Here is a 16,166-nt window from a genome sequence, read left to right as displayed (position 1 = left end):
CTCACTGCTTTGTAAGTTGCTGGGTGCCAACTGGTGCCTTCGTGAAGGCTTGAGCCTAGTGCGGTGAAAGTTGCACGCTGGGTTCTTAGAGGGGCGACACTTGGTAACAGGTGTCGTCTACTCGACAGAAGCAAGCTTGCCACATACGGTTCTTAGCTTTAAACTAACTTTGAGAGCCTCGGGTATCCCTGCTTTTTCTTGGAGTTACGATTTACTGTCTGGCCAGAAGTAATTGTATCGAATTGAACTTGGCTTAATTGCAAAGCAGACCACCGAGGACATACGATAAGTCTAGGTGCTTTCCCTCCCATATGCATTGCCTGTGGCTTTGTCGTATCTGGAACTAAAAAACTGGTCCAACAGGCTTACACACAAATTAATCTATTGATAGTTTCTTATGCTCTAAAAACGTTTAGGGGCGAAGGTGAGTTTGCTGTGAACTTTTTTGGACATCTCTGGACACTATCTGCAATCGAAACAAACAGGGCGTCCACATATGGTAAAAAAATGACATCCAACCACTAGTATTGCCTGTCTTTGTGTTTCCCAAAAGCTTGAATTAGTAGGTAGGAGTAATAACCGTAAATTTAACCTCATTTACGGTTGAATCTGAATTTCCCAGAAACTGGCATGAATTGTGGTAAGATTAACCGAAAATTTAATTAAATTTACGGTTGAATCGGGTGATTGGTTGTTAACGCTGGTATTTTTTCTTCAGCTTTTTTAGCTCTTCTTGATTGTTTTTCTCTAGCTCTTTTTCATATTCATCCATATGTTTCGAGAGCCAAATGTGAACATTTTCCGAATAGAGAGCAAAAGCACCAATAGCTAAACTCAATGCGAATATTATACTTAGAAACAACATCCTAGTCCTCTCATGTGTTGTGCCGACGCGCTAGTTCGTACTAGCTAACAACCCTATCAATTCATCAGTTGTAACTGTTTTTCATGAACCATTTTCGTTTATAATATATACAGCAATACGATACTTGGATTCGGGGGCAACTAGCAAGTCTCGACACATTTCCGTGTTAAAATATTCTAATTACGCCTATTGTTTAAGTGTAGTTAGATTCGGAGATACTTTAATGTTCAGCGCTGCTTATGAAATGCTTGGAGGTGAAAAGCGCAAAGCTCAGAGCGCAATCGATAGCCTAAAAATTATTCGTCAAGGGCTTCCTGTTGAAATGCTGGATAGAGGAATGTTAACTCTTGGTCTGACTAAGACAGATTACGCGAAAATTATTGGCGTTAATCTGCGTACTCTCCAGCGAAAAATGAAAGAACCGAACGCAACGCTAAGCCCAACAGCCAGTGAACATGTTCTCATGCTTGCAGATATGGTCAAAGAAGCAAATGAGTATTTTGGTGATCGTGATGCGACATTACGCTGGTTAAATAAACCCAGTTTGGTGTTTGAAAACGAAACACCACTTTCATTCTGTGACACAATAACCGGTATCATTCTGGTGACAGAAGAGATCAATAAGTTGAAGTACGGATATACGGCTTAAATGGAAACTTACCGATTGTCACAAAGCCACTTTTCCTGACATAGCAGGGAAAGTCAGTCTGTTTGGTTCTGCGACATAGGTTCTTAGACACACTATGATTGGGTACAAGCGTGTTAGTTCCAGCTCATGTAGTGTATCTCGGCCTTACAAAGTAGGCTTCATTCGGAAAAAGATGGCCAATGACTCAACATATCAATCTGATTTTATGAGATAAAAGCATCTCAAGAAAAATCACCATACTTGATACGATTTAATGCATCTAAAACGCGTTTTAAATCGCCTTTAAGCACAACTTCTAGCGGAGTTAGACCAGATAGCGCTGGAATTGCGGAAGTTAACCATTCTGCTCTCAAACCAGAGTCCTCAAACACATCCTCCATTAGCTCTTTTAAAGTAGGGTGTTGTGAAAGAGTGTACTCTATAGACTTCAACTGGGTATCATCCTCAAGTTCAACTTTGCGTAAAGTCCATGAGCCATCGTTATTGTCGAGCCATTCGATTTGATCGCCTTCTTCCCATTGCAATTCTTCTTGCAGTATTTCTGGAATGTTGAAGAAAGCTTCACCATCACAGGTCTTCTCAATTTTAACTTTCATTGCTGCTTAGAACCTTATTCTATTCACATGGTGATTTATGACACGCTTACTCTAGTTTAGCAAAAACAGATTGCCACTGATTGGAACGAACATGCAACTAGCAAACCAACCATAAGTTACTTAAATTACACTTTTAAATAATTTCTTATACAGACACCTCAAAAGTGAGTTATAGTGAACTTATAGATTGAGGCGACCCCAATAGTAACAAAAGTACATTAAAAGGCACTTATGAAAAAAGGTAAGATGGTAAAGGCACAACCTATGCCTGATTTGAATACCGAGTTCAGTATGGCAACGCTGGGGAGCGCTATTCGCTCAAAGCGCACCGATAGAGGCTGGCGTATTGATGATCTCGCTTCAAAAGCCAATTTATCTCGTAGGACAGTCATGAAGGTAGAAAAAGGCGATACCAGTGTCACCTTTGCCAATGTACTTGTCCTCATGGATATCTTGGGGCTGTCGTTACGCCTTATCGACTTAAACCTATTTATTCGTCCACATAGCCAAATAACCTCCCAAGCTGAAAACAGCGTGAGAAACAATGAGGATGGTTGGTATGAGTAAGTTGCAACAATTAGACGTGTTTATCGGTACGAATACCAAAATTGGTCGTTTGATTCTTCCTGTCGGAACAGAAACAGAGTTCTCATTCATCTATGAAGATGAATGGCAACACACGGGTTTCCCAATTTCGCCACACATCTCTTTCGATGATCGGGCTTCGCCACGTAGTATTGAGAACTACCTCAGAAATCTCCTTCCTGAAGGAGAAGCCTTTGAGGAGATGATACAAAACACCACTATCTCCAAAAGCAATACATTTGGGCTGATTCGTAAGCTTGGTGCGGAAACATCTGGCGCATTATCTTTTCGAGTCCCAAATTCAGAACCTGAGGAAACCAGCTTTAGAGCTGTCCCTGATGATGAGCTCATAGAACGACTAGAGCGAAATTTAGCACCATTAGTTTATTGGGACGGTAAGGTTCGCCTTTCGGTTGCCGGTGTGCAAAACAAGTTAAACTTACTTAAGCGCGGTGATGAATGGGGATTTGGTGAAGGAAAATTAAGTTCGAACTACATTCTGAAGTTTGAAAGCGGTAAAGCACCGTGTATTGCTGTGAATGAGTTCTTTTGCATGACATTAGCTAGACTAGCCGGTTTGGACGTCGCTCATGTTGAATTAACCCGTATTGGGAAGACTAGGACACTGATCATAGAGCGGTTCGATCGTGCCTATATCGAGGCTCGTGATGTCGTTCAACGAAAACATGTGATTGATGGCTGTCAGGCGACTGACTTACCTCCAGGTTACAAATACGAGCGTCAGAATGGGGATGAAGGCGATGGTGTATATATGCGTGATGGCGTTTCTTTCCCACGCCTACTGAGCGTCAAAACCATAGACACGGTAATCACCAACCTAAAGCTTACCCAGTGGATGCTCTTTAATCTAGCAACACTAAACTACGATGCTCATGGTAAAAATATTAGCTTCTTCGTCACCCCTAAAGGCCTTGAACTGACCCCTTTTTATGATTTAGTCAACATAGAAGCTATCGCTCAAGAGGGAGCAAAACGCAACTCACAAAGCGGTAAATTGTCTGCTGATGAGGGGCGTGCCGCCAGTATCCCTCAATATTTTGCAATGTCGATTGGAGATTGGGAAAGCGAAGACTTTCAAAATCCGCCGAAAGGTAACTTCAAACACCCTATTACCAGCTATGATTTAGCTGAATTCGGTGCTCTGCTCGGCTATTCAGGCACCAAAATGGCTTCCATAATGGTAGAAACCATTGGTGCCATAAAGAATGCCCTGAAGGAAACGGTTGGACTTACCGAAGCTCAAGGAATCGATGACGGAGAGCGTGAACACATAGAACTATGTGTCTCACTAATCCAAACAGAGTGTGAATACTTGTTAGCGCAAGCCGACAGCGTGCCAGAAATGAGTGAGCTTCTTTAATAGCAAATGCAGGAGCGATCTTTAGCAATTTATAAACCATTTTTGGACAGAAATTACTTTGTTCTGCAGCTAAAAATAACGCCAAACACATTGGTTTTTTTATTGCAGTTTCATCAATTACTTAAGTCTAAGATGAATGTAAATGCGAAAGTTTTCTGATTTAGCTGTTTAGAATAGACAAGCGTGTACCTCTCGCACTAATCACGCAGCAACGCTCTGGATTTGACTTGCACAACAAACACGATGTTTGCGATACGTTTCAGAAACCACTAATACAGCTTAAAAGTTGTTTACCCATCCATAAGTCACCAGTAGCCAAACATTCACAGAATTAATCATTGAAATCATATGACATTGGGAAAGTAGACTTTAATACCCCTGCCTCAATTCTTCGACTGCTCAAATAGTCATCATCCGCATGGCTCAAAGGTCGCCGAGTAAGAAATTGCTCAAAGTTCTAACAAAAAATACTCCACTGGTAATAGAATATTCGACTAAAATCACACGCTTAACGCGAAAATTTCAAGGACCGGGTATGAATAATCAGGGCTGGATTCACTATTGGCGTAATTCTCTTGCCGATGCCGACAGCGCGAAAGGTGCATTAAAAAAGCAAGATCTGAAGAATTATGTACGAGCGACAACCGACGAGTTCAAAGAAGGTAAGCTTAAACCTGATTCTACATTGCTAGAAGATCTGTTTCGCAATGAACTCGATACCCTAACCGCCGTACAAATTCATCATCGACCGGTCACCTATTATCTTCGGAAAGTTCATGGCAAAGATTACAGCGGTAATATGCCTGGTGTACTGACACCGATTGTCTGCTCTTTATGGGTCAATCGTGAAGGACTACTATTTCCCCACACCACGCCATTCATACCTCGTGATTTGCTTGCTCCTCAAGGAAATGACACCTTTACTATCGCTGACGTCGATAAGCTCGATGAATTCCTGACAACAAATGAAATTCCAGCGCAGTCTACTGAAAGTATTCCAGCCAAATTCGAACAAGAAGAACAGTATCAGAACCATCAAAAAGATTGGCACAACTACTACGGACTCACCCAAAAACTATTTGCCGATTACTGTGATAGAAACCGAATCGAGCAATTCTACGAAGAAATTGAAAGTCGTGGCTTAGTCAACAAAATCAGCGAGTGCTTGGGAGCTTCAAGGCATATTTTAAAACTGTACGATAACCTGAGCAATTCAAACACAACCTTGCCTTTGCTTGATAGTTACGCGGCAAAAACAGTAACCAACCACGATGAATGTATTGATGTATCTCAGACAGTGAATTCGCGTTTTGGCCACTCAAATAGTCAATTCCCGCTAGCTAAAGCGCAATGCGATGCCTTGGCCCATACCTTAGCCATGCAAGAAGGCGATATTCTTGCGGTAAATGGTCCTCCTGGCACAGGTAAAACAACGTTTGTTCTATCTGTAGTCGCGTCACTGTGGATTGAATCTGCGCTAAAAGAGAGTCAACCGCCGCTAATCATTGCGGCATCAACTAATAATCAAGCAGTAACCAACATCATTGATGCTTTTGGTAAAGACTTCGATGAAGGCGACGACGAACTATCAGGCCGATGGTTACCCGACATTTTTAGCTATGGTGGCTACCTGCCATCGGCGTATGGAGAATTGGAAGCTGCCAAAAGTTACCAAACTAAGCATTTCTATGAAAAAGTCGAGCAGTTGGATTTTCTCGATCAAGCCCAAGCGCATTATTTGGATAGAGCAAAACAGGCGTTTCCACAACAGAATTTTGCTGATGTAACGCAAGTTAAAGCGTATCTCCTTGCCGAATTGCGCCAACATCAAAACCAGTTAGATCACATCCAAAACAATTGGCATCACTACAACCGCCAACTGAATGACATCCATTCTCGGCTTGGGGACAATCCCCAACAAACATTGGCAGATCAACAACAAGCCGTTTCTAATGCGCAAGCATTGAAAGATAACGCCAAAGAACAGTTAACTGCGTGGCGAAGCTACCTCGGCAATGAATCTACATGGTTAACTCTGTTTAAGTGGTTACCGCCAATCAAGAATAAACTTGAGCTCCAGCGTAGGAGTTTCATGTTTAACCTTATTGAGCACGATGAAGAGCAAATTGAAAACCTGTCATCAGACCGATTTGAGAGCCTACTCAAGCAGATATTTTCTAGTAAAAAAGACGATTTTGACGAACAAAAAAATCGGTATCAATCTTGGTTAGAGCAGTATCAAGAGTTTGAGCAATCACAACTGAATTGGCTTGATTCTATCAATAACTTTACTGAAGACTCTCCAGAACAAACTATTCCACAATTGACTGACATCGATTCGGTTTTAGATATCACGATCCGTTTTCGAATGTTCCGCTTAGCTGTCCATTACTGGGAAGCATGCTGGCTACTCAGTTGCCGAGATTTGGGTCAAGAGCTGAACAAGCAGTCCCGGAAAACAGGTTTGAAAACAGTTCGTCCTCGCTGGCAACGTCGAATGATGCTCACTCCTTGCATTGTATCAACGTTCCATTCTCTGCCTTCTCATATGACTTACCAGTCTCACGTTGGGAATAATGAATTTGAAACTGACTATCTGCTTAATGAAATCGACCTTTTGATCGTTGATGAAGCAGGCCAAGTAGCTCCAGAAGTTGCCGCGGCCTCGTTCTCACTAGCCAAAAAAGCGTTGGTGATCGGTGATATTTACCAAATCCCGCCGATTAGAAATGTGTGCTCATCAATTGACCGGGGTAATTTAAAGCAGCATAAAATTATCAGCTCTGATGATGAATACACAGTCATTCAAGAGCAAGGCCGAAGTGTAGTGACTGGCAGTGTGATGCATGTAGCGCAACAAGCAAGCCGCTTTCATTATATGCCGGAAGTTGAGCCTGGAATGTTTTTGCAAGAACATAGACGCTGCTACGATGAATTAATCTCATACTGCAATGACCTTTGCTATCAAGGTATCCTGATCCCCAAGCGAGGACAAGCGACCGAAGATAGCCTCTACTCTCCTTTCAGTCATTTGCACGTCGACGGTATCGCGGAATCATTTAGCGGTAGCCGACGCAATAAGTTAGAAGCAGAAACTATCGCTGCATGGTTACATGCCAATAAGGTTGAAATAGAGAATTACTACGGCGAGCCACTGGCCAAGTGTGTGGGTATCATTACTCCATTTTCAGCCCAAGTGAACCAGATCAAGATCGCGTGTAGTGAGTTCGATATCAAAGCAGGCAAGGGGGATGACCAACTAACCGTTGGCACCGTTCACTCTCTTCAAGGAGCTGAACGCAAAATCATTATTTTTTCCCAAGTGTATACCAGACACAACGATGGCGGGTTTATCGATATGGATCCGTCAATGCTCAACGTCGCTGTCTCTCGAGCCAAAGATGCATTCTTGGTGTTTGGTGATTTGGATATCATTGAAGCTGCGCCATCATCTTCTCCACGAGGATTACTCGCTAATTATCTCTTTACTGACGAGCGAAATGAGCTGGAGTTTAGTGTTGGTCAACGCCCCGATTTATTACAAATATGCGGCCATCCGAAACTGCTAACCAATGCCGAAGAACACGATGCGTTCTTATCAAAACTGCTGAGAGAAGTACAACGAAAAATAGATATCATCTCGCCTTGGTTACAGCTAGACAAACTGCAATCAACAGGGCAGTTAGAACTACTAAAAACAGCACTGCACAAAGGTGTCCAGATAACCATACACACCGACAGACATTTCAATACCACGGTCGCAAACAACCCGGATACCAATAAAATAAAAGCGTTTCGACATTGCTGCACGATGTTGGAACAGCTTGGTATCGTTATCAATGTGATAAATGGTGTCCATAGTAAAAGCGTTTTTGCTGATGATCGGTATATGGCGGTGGGGTCATTCAACTGGTTTAGTGCAAGCAGAAGCGGAAAATACGCCAATATCGAGACATCATTAATCTATGTCGGTGAGTTAGAGAAGGAGAGCAAAACTCAACTCGACTTCTTAAATAGCCGAAGCTGCAACACAAACAAGCAGCCCGTGACGTAGACACAAAGCGTCACTCTTTTGTCCCGAAGTGACTCAAAATCATTTTCAGCATACCCTCGGACAGTTAATTGCTAATTATTCACTTTTAATTAGCAATTACGAAGTAAGTCGCATGCCTTTCACATGAACTTTAATGGGGGAAATTTGAAGCTAAAAGAGCAAGCGATTTTATGAGTAAAAGAATGACAATGGGGCACTTCTGAGTTACGAACTGCCAAATGTAAAGGTTCTTGGCAAAACGTTGCTAGTGGCTTTGCTAATTTAGCAAATCATGAATAACTTTAGGTATTGGAAAAAAGTTGCTTAGTGAGGTATCCAGTTTTGCTAGTGCAGATAACTTCAAATATCAATTATTCCACCCCATGGCTTAACTTGCAGGTGAAGAGTTATTGAGTGCTCAATTCGCAAAGCCTTGCTATGAGCAGTTCGCTAGCGTCACTGGAATGAGTGCATAGCGAACCGCCATTTCGGTGGATTACAATGGCTGGCTTATTTCCTCTGTATTTACCTTAGTTTCAGTCTCACCAGATAGGTCCATTCCAACATTCTGATTAAGTGCAGCAACTCTTGCTGACTGAATATGTAGGCTCGCAGGCAGCTTTTTCTTGTCGATTCTCCCAGCTAATTCACTTGAAATAGAAGGCCATAAGTTTATATGGAATTTCATCGGAAGATGAGGGATAGGCGTTGGTGCCCAATTTACTCTCTTGTAGATAAGGTTACCATCGACAAACCAGCTAATTTCCGTTGAATCCCATTCAATAGCATATGAGTGATAGTCTTCAGTAGCATCAAACCCAAGGTCTATTTCTACAGGCGTACCTCTATAACCAAAATCAAAACGTGCGCCATCCACCCCCGGGTTGTAATAGACATTAATAAGCATTTTATTTGGTGACTTACCAATCAATTCAATATCAATTTCTTGTCTTGGCGAATCTCGATGAAGGAAAATTCCAGTAACTAACCCCGAAGCCTTAGGGGGTTTTATCACTGCTTCAAACCTACCATACAAAAAGAGACTATTACTCGTAATAGCTCCAGAACTATACTCTCTCACTTTCATATCTTGGTTCTTGAGTATTATTGATGCTCCATTTCCCTTGTTAACTGAAAAGTTGTCTGAATTAAACATGGCCTGATTGCCAGGAAACGTATCATTTCGCAAAAACCAGTTGGATGCATCAAGTTTAGAAAAATCATCGGTTATATAGGCAGCTGTAAGTTTCTGTCCTATGGTTTGCATATGAGGGTTACTTACAGGTAACCCGAACCAACCCTTTTTCTCTGAAATTACCCAAGGCGATTCATCGTGCTTCAAAACAGTATGAGATAAATTTCGGTATTCAAGTGAGTCCTTGTCGAATTTAGATTGTTGTCGTTTACCTAACTCTATTAATGATGGGTATGCACATACAGGAGGAACTATACCTAGAAACTCACATATTGATTTCCAAGCTCCAATATTATCCAAAGATAAAAAAAGAGCCCTGTTAGACCATAGTTTACGAATGTCTTCTAGTTCTTCTTTAGCATAACCTTCTGTAAATAAAATTAGTCTTCCGTTTGGGTAGATCTTTGCTAGCTCATTTATGTTGTTATCGATTGTTCCAACATTGACATAAGCATCAAAAGTTCGATAGCCATCGTTTTTTAGTAAACTGCTTTTCTCACCATCAGGTAAATCATAAAGGTCACTGCAGCATTTATATCCCAACATTGATATAGCCATACCTAGAGAAGTTAGTCCTCCACCCAGTCTGCCGATCGCAAATATGGGTTTAGCTGTTGGGATATTAGTGAATACACTTGGCGCCCCATCATTCAAAACACCTATTTGAGATAGAATTGGTAAAACCGAGTAGAAATTCCCAGAAGCTTCGTCGCTACGTTGAGGGATTACTGACTTGGCGGTCATTAACGCTTCTATTTCAGAAAATTTATGATTTATCCATAGATCTACAGGGCCTTGCACCGGCAACATGCTCAATAAGCGTTTAGCTCCTTCTTTTGAAAGAATATACCCTGACATATACCAGATTCCACGAAATAACTTGAAGGTATTCTTTGATATACGTACTTTTTCTGCGCCTTGATCGACCTCCTTAAATGAAAGAAAAAGTATATCAAAGAGAGGAGAGCTAATTTTCACTTCTTCGAGTTCTTTCCAGATGTTATCCACATATGCTGGAAACTTGTGATGCAAACATATGTCATCCTCTAAGACCAAAGCATATTGTTCATCGCCATGTGCTACCTTCTTCCAAGTTTCAATATGTGATAGAGCAACAGCAATCTCTTGTTGACTCATCTCTATACTCATATCTAAGTCAAGGTTCTGAGGCAATGCTTTACAGGGATCTACATATAACTGGCCAGCTAGAGTATATTTTCTCCTTACGGTTTCAAGTTGATTCAAGCTATCACTATTCAATCTGGAAGCATCAACAGCAGGAACTCTGACAATAATATTTTTTAACGACGATGAGTTCTCATCTAGTACAGGAGAGAATTCTTTAAAAACGTTATCAAGTCGATGTGGCTGACGGTCTAAGTTAATTACATAGATACGTTCAATTTTCTGAAAGGAGCTTCCTTTTTTGCTAGAGCTAAACGCACTACATTTCTTGCGCCCCACCAATTTCCGAATTTTGAGAGAAGCCTTATAAACCCAACTCAATATGGGGCCCAATGTACGTTTTCTATTCATGAGAGTTCTCTAACCTTTGTGGCTTTATTGGAAGGCATACCATTAGCAAGTCGCCAATTCCTTTTATCATTTCGATAGCTTAATTGCCAAACCGTACTCGCAATTGCATTCCAATCCGGTTGAATACTTATATAGTTAGATATCGGAAAAGATTTATTATCAAAAAGAAAGGCAACAACACTAGCCGTTAGATTACCTGGTCCAGTTGTTGATTGGATTTCTGGGAATTCACCATCACTTTGTCGGAGGCGGTTTGTTGCTCGATTGAGTGCGTAACCAACTATTGGATTCTCTGGTGCAGAGATGATTGGGTTGTTATTGAAGTAGTAGATCCACTTATCTGAGAATACATTTTTCTGAGTGAAGTGTTTTGGTTCTATCATGCTGTCTGACTCAATGTCGTAGCATAATGGCTGTAGCTTGAGTCTATCGTCGGAAAAAAGAGAAGCAATATCTTGCTGACAATCAATGTCATCAACGTCCACGTACATTCCACCATTGACATAAATGTAACATAGGCGAAAGTAATCACTTTTCATTGCAGGGTGATAGCAAGCGTTAAAAGCGTCAACATATTCTGAACCCAACTCAGTAGAAATGAATTCTATTGCTCTTATTTCATCAAACAGCAAATGTTGAAAGCCTTCAACTTCACGCTCTTTCCAAGTATTTATACATTTGCTGACATCAGGCGGGAGAGCGTCGACCTTATCCCAAAACTGGACTATTACCTTAGGTATAAGATTCTTATCACAGCCAACTATGTTATGTTCAGATTTTTGTTGAACTAATTCAGAAACAAAATTTGATCTCAACCCATCATTTTCAGAAGTTTCAATCGCACCAACTGTTGGAGTTATTGTTATCAAGTTCACTTTTCTACCTCTTATATCTACGTTTGTACACATAATTTAGGTTGCTATCGCTGTGTCTTCGATTTGATGAATCATTTCTAATCATCGTTTTCAGGGTGCTTTTGAATGAAAGCCTCTACAAACTCATTTCGGGTACTCGTATATTTGCAGTCCGAGCAAATCAAATCACCAGTCTGCACGCCAAACATTCTCTCTTTCCGTATTTCTTCAGACCCACATTTGGGACAAGCTGCATTTTTTGCTCTAGCCATTTCTTCACTCTACATTACTATTTTCTTCGAACCGAGGTCACTTTGTTGCATAAGAATAAGTAGGTCAACTTAAGTACATTTAAAATAGGCTCGCTGATTAAGTCTAAGTATTAATTTTTGTTGTTCACAGACAGTTCATTTTCACACTCATTAACTATGGCGGTATCAATATCTTTCTTAAATGCCGAAAGTAATGATTTAACGCTCTGCATAGCTTGTACGGCTGTGAGTTCATTCCTTCCCATCTGAAACTCTATATCTTCGATTCTACGCTCTACACTCTCTACGGTTGTTTTTAGAGAGGCGGCACTGTAAACCTTTGTATAGCCGTGAAGTTGCTCCCAAGCTAGATCTAGATAAATGTCTAATGAACTTATAAGGGTGTGACCTGAGAACTGCTGTAATTCTTTCTTAAACTGCATGGTGTGAAGCACATTCTTTTTGAAATCATCTTTGCTGTTAATCTCTCTTGAGGCAAGAATGCGGTCTATCATCCAGTTGGTGAATCGAGAGTGTCGCCACAAATGCGGTGAAACACGACCTTCGATGCCTAGCTCCTTACCCCAACCACTAATGTACTTTTTCCATGTTTCCGCACTCAAGGGCTGACCATCATTGAGGTTAATGAACAAGTAATTGTGCGTGACTCCATGCTTTTTCATAACCCGCATTCTAACATCAAGATAGCTATCTAGTTGGTCGTGAAATAAGTGATCCACAGGAATATAACGTTCATTACCATCATCGTGACGTTTTTTGAGCGTATCAATTCGCAAGGAGCCTGTTGTTCTAGCTTCAACAACATCGCTGTATTGAAGTAGATGCAGTTCCTGTACACGACCACCAGTGATTTCCATCGTGGTATAAATTGCCTTATCACGATACCGCTTATCATATCGCTCTCGTTTAGCTTGACGCTTTAGTTTGGGGTCTTTGATGTGTGAAATATCTTTCTTCTGTTTGCTAAGATAATCCCATATTTTTAATGCATTGGCTTGGCTAACAGGGTGACGCTTTTTGACAACTCCTTTCTTGGGTAATGATGCGTGTGAGATTGTTATCACTTCTTTCTTATTTTTTCTACCTTCGATAAAAATTGCATGCTTTTTTTCGATAATGGATATGGCGCAAGCATCTTCCTGACCAATAAAGTGCGTCAAGTCATGAAATTGCTGAACAAATTGAAGGAATTGAATACAAATCTCACCAATTTTTGCCACCTCTGTCGATGAGCGCTTAGGCTCACCAGTGGGTTTAGTTTCAATGGTTAGGTTTTGAATGAAAAGCCTAAAGGACGCATCCGTAAGCTGGCTAAATCGACTTAATGAAGGTTGATTTTCTACAAAACGGATTAGATGCACAAGGTAGCTAGCATACGTTTTTAAGGTCGAAGCTTTTAGTTTTCTCAGTACAGCTAAGTGATGCATAAAGGCGTTAGCTTCTATGCATGGCTTGTAGGTTGAGTAGCTTAAAAACGGAACGTCAATGGGCTTTAACTTTCGGACTGCACTGGGTACACCTAAGTGCATCCAGAACTCGACATCTTTTAGCGTACAAGAAATCATATTTCGCCCTCAAAATAGAGGTCGCTAATATTTTGAATTTGGTTGTTTGCGGTGAGATAAGCTTCCCAGCGCTCTTTTTCAGAGCCTTTGTACGTAGCTATGGCTTTCATTTTGGAGCGTGATTCACGAACTAAAGCTGTAAGAAGCATGTTCTCTCGCTGCAATGCCTCTATTTCCTTTTTCTGCTCATCTATACGTTGCTGTTTTCCTGCATGAGTGTGGGTACTACCTTTGCGTGACTTCTTGCCTTTAATTTCAAGTTCAAGGGCGTTCACAGCTTTTCTACGCAAATCATCAATCTCACTAAAGCCACCGCTGATAACTTCGTCAGCGTTGGTTTTAAAGGTATTTAAAGCACATGGTTCGATGTTGCGCTCTTGGGACTCAAACTTAGCAAGCCCACCTTGCGATTTCAATTTCTTGAGCAGTTCTTTGTCTTCATAAAATGACTTTGGACATTTAATGATTTCCTTTAAAAAGTCTCTTGTTTTAAGTGTTTTAAGTTGATTCTTTTCCTTGTCCATTATTTATTCCTTTAACTCGTTAATTTGTAGAACAAGGTTAAAACTTTTTACTTCCTCACCATCAACCACTTCAACGTCATTCCATGTGAGATTTAAGGCAATTTCATCATTTTCTAGCATAGTAAGCACTTCATTTTCTAACTCTTGCTCCGATTGAAGCTTAGAAATATGAGGCACCGTTTCGTACTCAGATGTATATTCGTAATCAAACGTAGCATCATCAAGTGTTTTGATGAGTATCCTTGCCTTGCTGTTACCAGCGAGTCGTTTAGTAATCAACTCTCGAAGTTTATCAAGCTCTTCTGCATTACTGATCATATCCTTATTGCGTGTAATACTCTGCGCTATTACGTTTGCTTGAGCGCTCTTTATAATCGCTCCATCAACGTTTTCAGTGATGTAGTTATGAAGGTGTTCTAAATCCGAATGCGCTAGCATCCAACGCAAAGCCTCCATATTTTCATACCTCTTAGACCAGAAAAAAACGAGTGCAAAGAAGCGTCTTAATTGGTGCTGCCTAACGTAATGACGGCGATACTCACCGTTATCCATTTCAACAACTGCCGTTTCGAAATAGTCACATAATGCATCTAGCGCATCATTAAACCTGTCAGCATTGCGCTTGCGAAGTTTGAAGGTTTGGCGATCAATTAAATTAAATAGAGCGAGGTCATCACTCTTAGTCAGACCTTTGCTTAATGCCTCTTGGTTAAACTGCTCAAGCTGCCATACCCACCGTGCAATGGATAGAGGGATAGGTCTTTTTTCGTTAAGGTTCTTACCTTTTACGCCTGTTTTCTTTACTTTGAAATGCAAATGCCAACGCTCGCAGTCATCTTCATAAGGGTTAGCATCGTTCAGGGCTTTGCCTTTGTCATTGATGTAGATAAGGTTTCCAAACGGTTTAAGCTTAACCAGCTCATCTTGCCGCCTTGCCATAATAGCGCCTAGCAGCAGTTGTGTTGCGCCTTGCAAGATATTAAACATCTCATACATTGATTCATTGTTTCGAATGCGCTCATATCGGTTTTCATCGCTAGAGGGAATAGATCCAAACATTTCAACGCCTAGCTCTTTAAATCTTGAGTCAACCCCATTTATTGCTTCAAATTGAAGCCAGTGCTCTCGTTCAGTTTGAGGTAAATGACGATGAAGCTCTTCATTAAATGCTTCTACACTATGATAAGGTCGATGAGGGTTAGAGTACTGTGAAGTTGATTTTGATTTTGCCTCTACCAATAGCTCCAGTGTATTTCCCCAAAAATTTCGACCAACTTCATTGGGTTTAGGGCAGAATTTCTCTAACAATTCATAGCAGTTTCTAAATAACTGAAAAACAAATTCGGGGGGCAGAGTTTTGGTGCGTCCCTGCTTTCTAAGTGTGGTGATAAGAGCAATAGAATCGACGGAGACATTGTTAGTGACAGGGTTCACCTCACTCGAGTTACCTTTATCAAAATTGGTGTTAATCAGCTTGATGACATTGATCCACCTTCGAAGTTCATGCTTCGGACTACCACTGGTTTTTTCTTGATTTGGAAAGGCTTTAAACTCGGTGCTTCGAGGTGGCGGTTTTAATTCCAATTCAGGGTAAGGGCTAATATTAAGAGTTGGTTTCAACACTTTTCCATCAAAAATTCGCTCAGTTAAAACAGCGTTATTTCCTTTGGGCTTCGTGTGCCCATGTTTATCACAGGTTGGACCAGCATAATATCGATTTTGGTGAAGCCAGCAGCAAGCCTTCACTCTGTCTTTTAAATTTAAGATTATGTCATCGCTGGGTACTGCTCTCGTAACGTGGGGATACTTTGCAATAAAAGCTTCGAGGTCTTCTTGCGATACGTCTACATCATCTAAGAGAGTCTTAATGCGGTGGTTAACGTTGTATAAGTTATTGGTAATAGACCCATTGTGCTCTGCAATGGTCATAAGCACACCTAACCAGAACGGATCATCGACTTTTTGAAGATGAAATTCCGTAAGATGCGTATTTCGGTGATTGCGAACGCTTGTTTCGGTTTATTCCGAACACCTTAACCAGCACTTTTTCTCTTTCCCTATTTTTACTCTAAGTGTTCGGATTGCGCCAGTTTTCTCATTGATTCTCCTCC

General features: G+C 41.0%; 11 protein-coding genes. 4 read left to right on the top strand and 7 right to left on the bottom strand.

All coding sequences use genetic code 11. From position 1 onward, the window contains the following. Positions 1–694 precede the first annotated feature (694 nt). The gene (locus AACV20_RS06630) at positions 695–865 is read right to left on the bottom strand and encodes a hypothetical protein (protein WP_170908023.1); all 171 of its coding nucleotides are present in this window, start codon (positions 863–865) and stop codon (positions 695–697) included. 223 nt (positions 866–1,088) lie between these two features. Here AACV20_RS06630 and parS point away from each other — a divergent pair, with 223 nt between their 5' ends. Beyond that, positions 1,089–1,514 (top strand): type II RES/Xre toxin-antitoxin system antitoxin, encoded by a 426-nt coding sequence (gene parS, locus AACV20_RS06625; RefSeq protein ID WP_170908022.1) that lies wholly within the window; start codon positions 1,089–1,091, stop codon positions 1,512–1,514. Positions 1,515–1,735: 221 nt separating this feature from the next. Here the strand turns inward: parS and AACV20_RS06620 are convergent, their stop codons facing one another. Beyond that, complete coding sequence (locus AACV20_RS06620; protein WP_170908021.1) at positions 1,736–2,110, bottom strand: MbcA/ParS/Xre antitoxin family protein; 375 nt, start codon at positions 2,108–2,110, stop codon at positions 1,736–1,738. Positions 2,111–2,341: 231 nt separating this feature from the next. On the opposite strand from AACV20_RS06620, the gene AACV20_RS06615 reads away from it, so the two are divergent. The 3 genes from AACV20_RS06615 (at position 2,342) to AACV20_RS06605 (ending at position 8,130) form a co-directional block, all read left to right on the top strand. Continuing rightward, positions 2,342–2,677 carry a helix-turn-helix domain-containing protein gene (locus AACV20_RS06615; RefSeq protein ID WP_170908020.1) on the top strand — a complete coding sequence of 112 codons (336 nt, stop codon included), beginning with the start codon at positions 2,342–2,344 and terminating at the stop codon, positions 2,675–2,677. Beyond that, positions 2,670–4,076, top strand: a complete 1,407-nt coding sequence (locus AACV20_RS06610) for a HipA domain-containing protein (protein ID WP_170908019.1) — start codon at positions 2,670–2,672, stop codon at positions 4,074–4,076. The genes AACV20_RS06615 and AACV20_RS06610 overlap by 8 nt, the downstream gene beginning before the upstream one ends. Before the next feature lie 535 nt (positions 4,077–4,611). Beyond that, positions 4,612–8,130, top strand: a complete 3,519-nt coding sequence (locus AACV20_RS06605; RefSeq protein WP_170908018.1) for an AAA domain-containing protein — start codon at positions 4,612–4,614, stop codon at positions 8,128–8,130. A gap of 475 nt (positions 8,131–8,605) precedes the next feature. On the opposite strand, the gene AACV20_RS06600 is transcribed toward AACV20_RS06605, so the two are convergent. The 5 genes from AACV20_RS06600 to AACV20_RS06580 form a co-directional block, all read right to left on the bottom strand. Continuing rightward, entirely contained in the window at positions 8,606–10,840 is a 2,235-nt protein-coding gene (locus tag AACV20_RS06600) for a family 16 glycosylhydrolase (RefSeq protein ID WP_170908017.1), read from the bottom strand. Beyond that, a complete protein-coding gene (locus tag AACV20_RS06595) occupies positions 10,837–11,715 on the bottom strand; it encodes a glycosyltransferase family 32 protein (protein WP_170908016.1) in 879 nt (292 codons plus the stop codon). The genes AACV20_RS06600 and AACV20_RS06595 overlap by 4 nt, the downstream gene beginning before the upstream one ends. A gap of 361 nt (positions 11,716–12,076) precedes the next feature. After that, positions 12,077–13,531, bottom strand: coding sequence for a tyrosine-type recombinase/integrase (locus tag AACV20_RS06590; RefSeq protein ID WP_170908015.1), 1,455 nt, complete (start codon positions 13,529–13,531; stop codon positions 12,077–12,079). After that, the gene (locus AACV20_RS06585; protein WP_212752660.1) at positions 13,528–14,055 is read right to left on the bottom strand and encodes a hypothetical protein; all 528 of its coding nucleotides are present in this window, start codon (positions 14,053–14,055) and stop codon (positions 13,528–13,530) included. The genes AACV20_RS06590 and AACV20_RS06585 overlap by 4 nt, the downstream gene beginning before the upstream one ends. A 3-nt stretch (positions 14,056–14,058) precedes the next feature. Further along, complete coding sequence (locus AACV20_RS06580) at positions 14,059–15,984, bottom strand: integrase (RefSeq protein ID WP_249929790.1); 1,926 nt, start codon at positions 15,982–15,984, stop codon at positions 14,059–14,061. Between the last annotated feature and the right edge of the window lie 182 nt (positions 15,985–16,166).

This window comes from Vibrio sp. B4-6, from assembly GCF_963888245.1.
GTDB classification, from domain to species: Bacteria; Pseudomonadota; Gammaproteobacteria; order Enterobacterales; family Vibrionaceae; genus Vibrio; species Vibrio anguillarum.
Note: the sequence above shows the minus strand (reverse complement) of the source record. Positions and strands in the feature narration are given on the sequence as shown.

What these genes read in the sequence shown, in the direction of transcription:
- AACV20_RS06610 (WP_170908019.1), top strand. Translation starts at nt 2,670, where the DNA reads ATGAGTAAGTTGCAACAATTAGACGTGTTTATCGGTACGAATACCAAA.
- AACV20_RS06615 (WP_170908020.1), top strand. Translation starts at nt 2,342, where the DNA reads ATGAAAAAAGGTAAGATGGTAAAGGCACAACCTATGCCTGATTTGAAT.
- AACV20_RS06620 (WP_170908021.1), bottom strand. Translation starts at nt 2,110, where the DNA reads ATGAAAGTTAAAATTGAGAAGACCTGTGATGGTGAAGCTTTCTTCAAC.
- parS (WP_170908022.1), top strand. Translation starts at nt 1,089, where the DNA reads ATGTTCAGCGCTGCTTATGAAATGCTTGGAGGTGAAAAGCGCAAAGCT.
- AACV20_RS06580 (WP_249929790.1), bottom strand. Translation starts at nt 15,984, where the DNA reads ATGACCATTGCAGAGCACAATGGGTCTATTACCAATAACTTATACAAC.
- AACV20_RS06585 (WP_212752660.1), bottom strand. Translation starts at nt 14,055, where the DNA reads ATGGACAAGGAAAAGAATCAACTTAAAACACTTAAAACAAGAGACTTT.
- AACV20_RS06605 (WP_170908018.1), top strand. Translation starts at nt 4,612, where the DNA reads ATGAATAATCAGGGCTGGATTCACTATTGGCGTAATTCTCTTGCCGAT.
- AACV20_RS06630 (WP_170908023.1), bottom strand. Translation starts at nt 865, where the DNA reads ATGTTGTTTCTAAGTATAATATTCGCATTGAGTTTAGCTATTGGTGCT.
- AACV20_RS06600 (WP_170908017.1), bottom strand. Translation starts at nt 10,840, where the DNA reads ATGAATAGAAAACGTACATTGGGCCCCATATTGAGTTGGGTTTATAAG.
- AACV20_RS06590 (WP_170908015.1), bottom strand. Translation starts at nt 13,531, where the DNA reads ATGATTTCTTGTACGCTAAAAGATGTCGAGTTCTGGATGCACTTAGGT.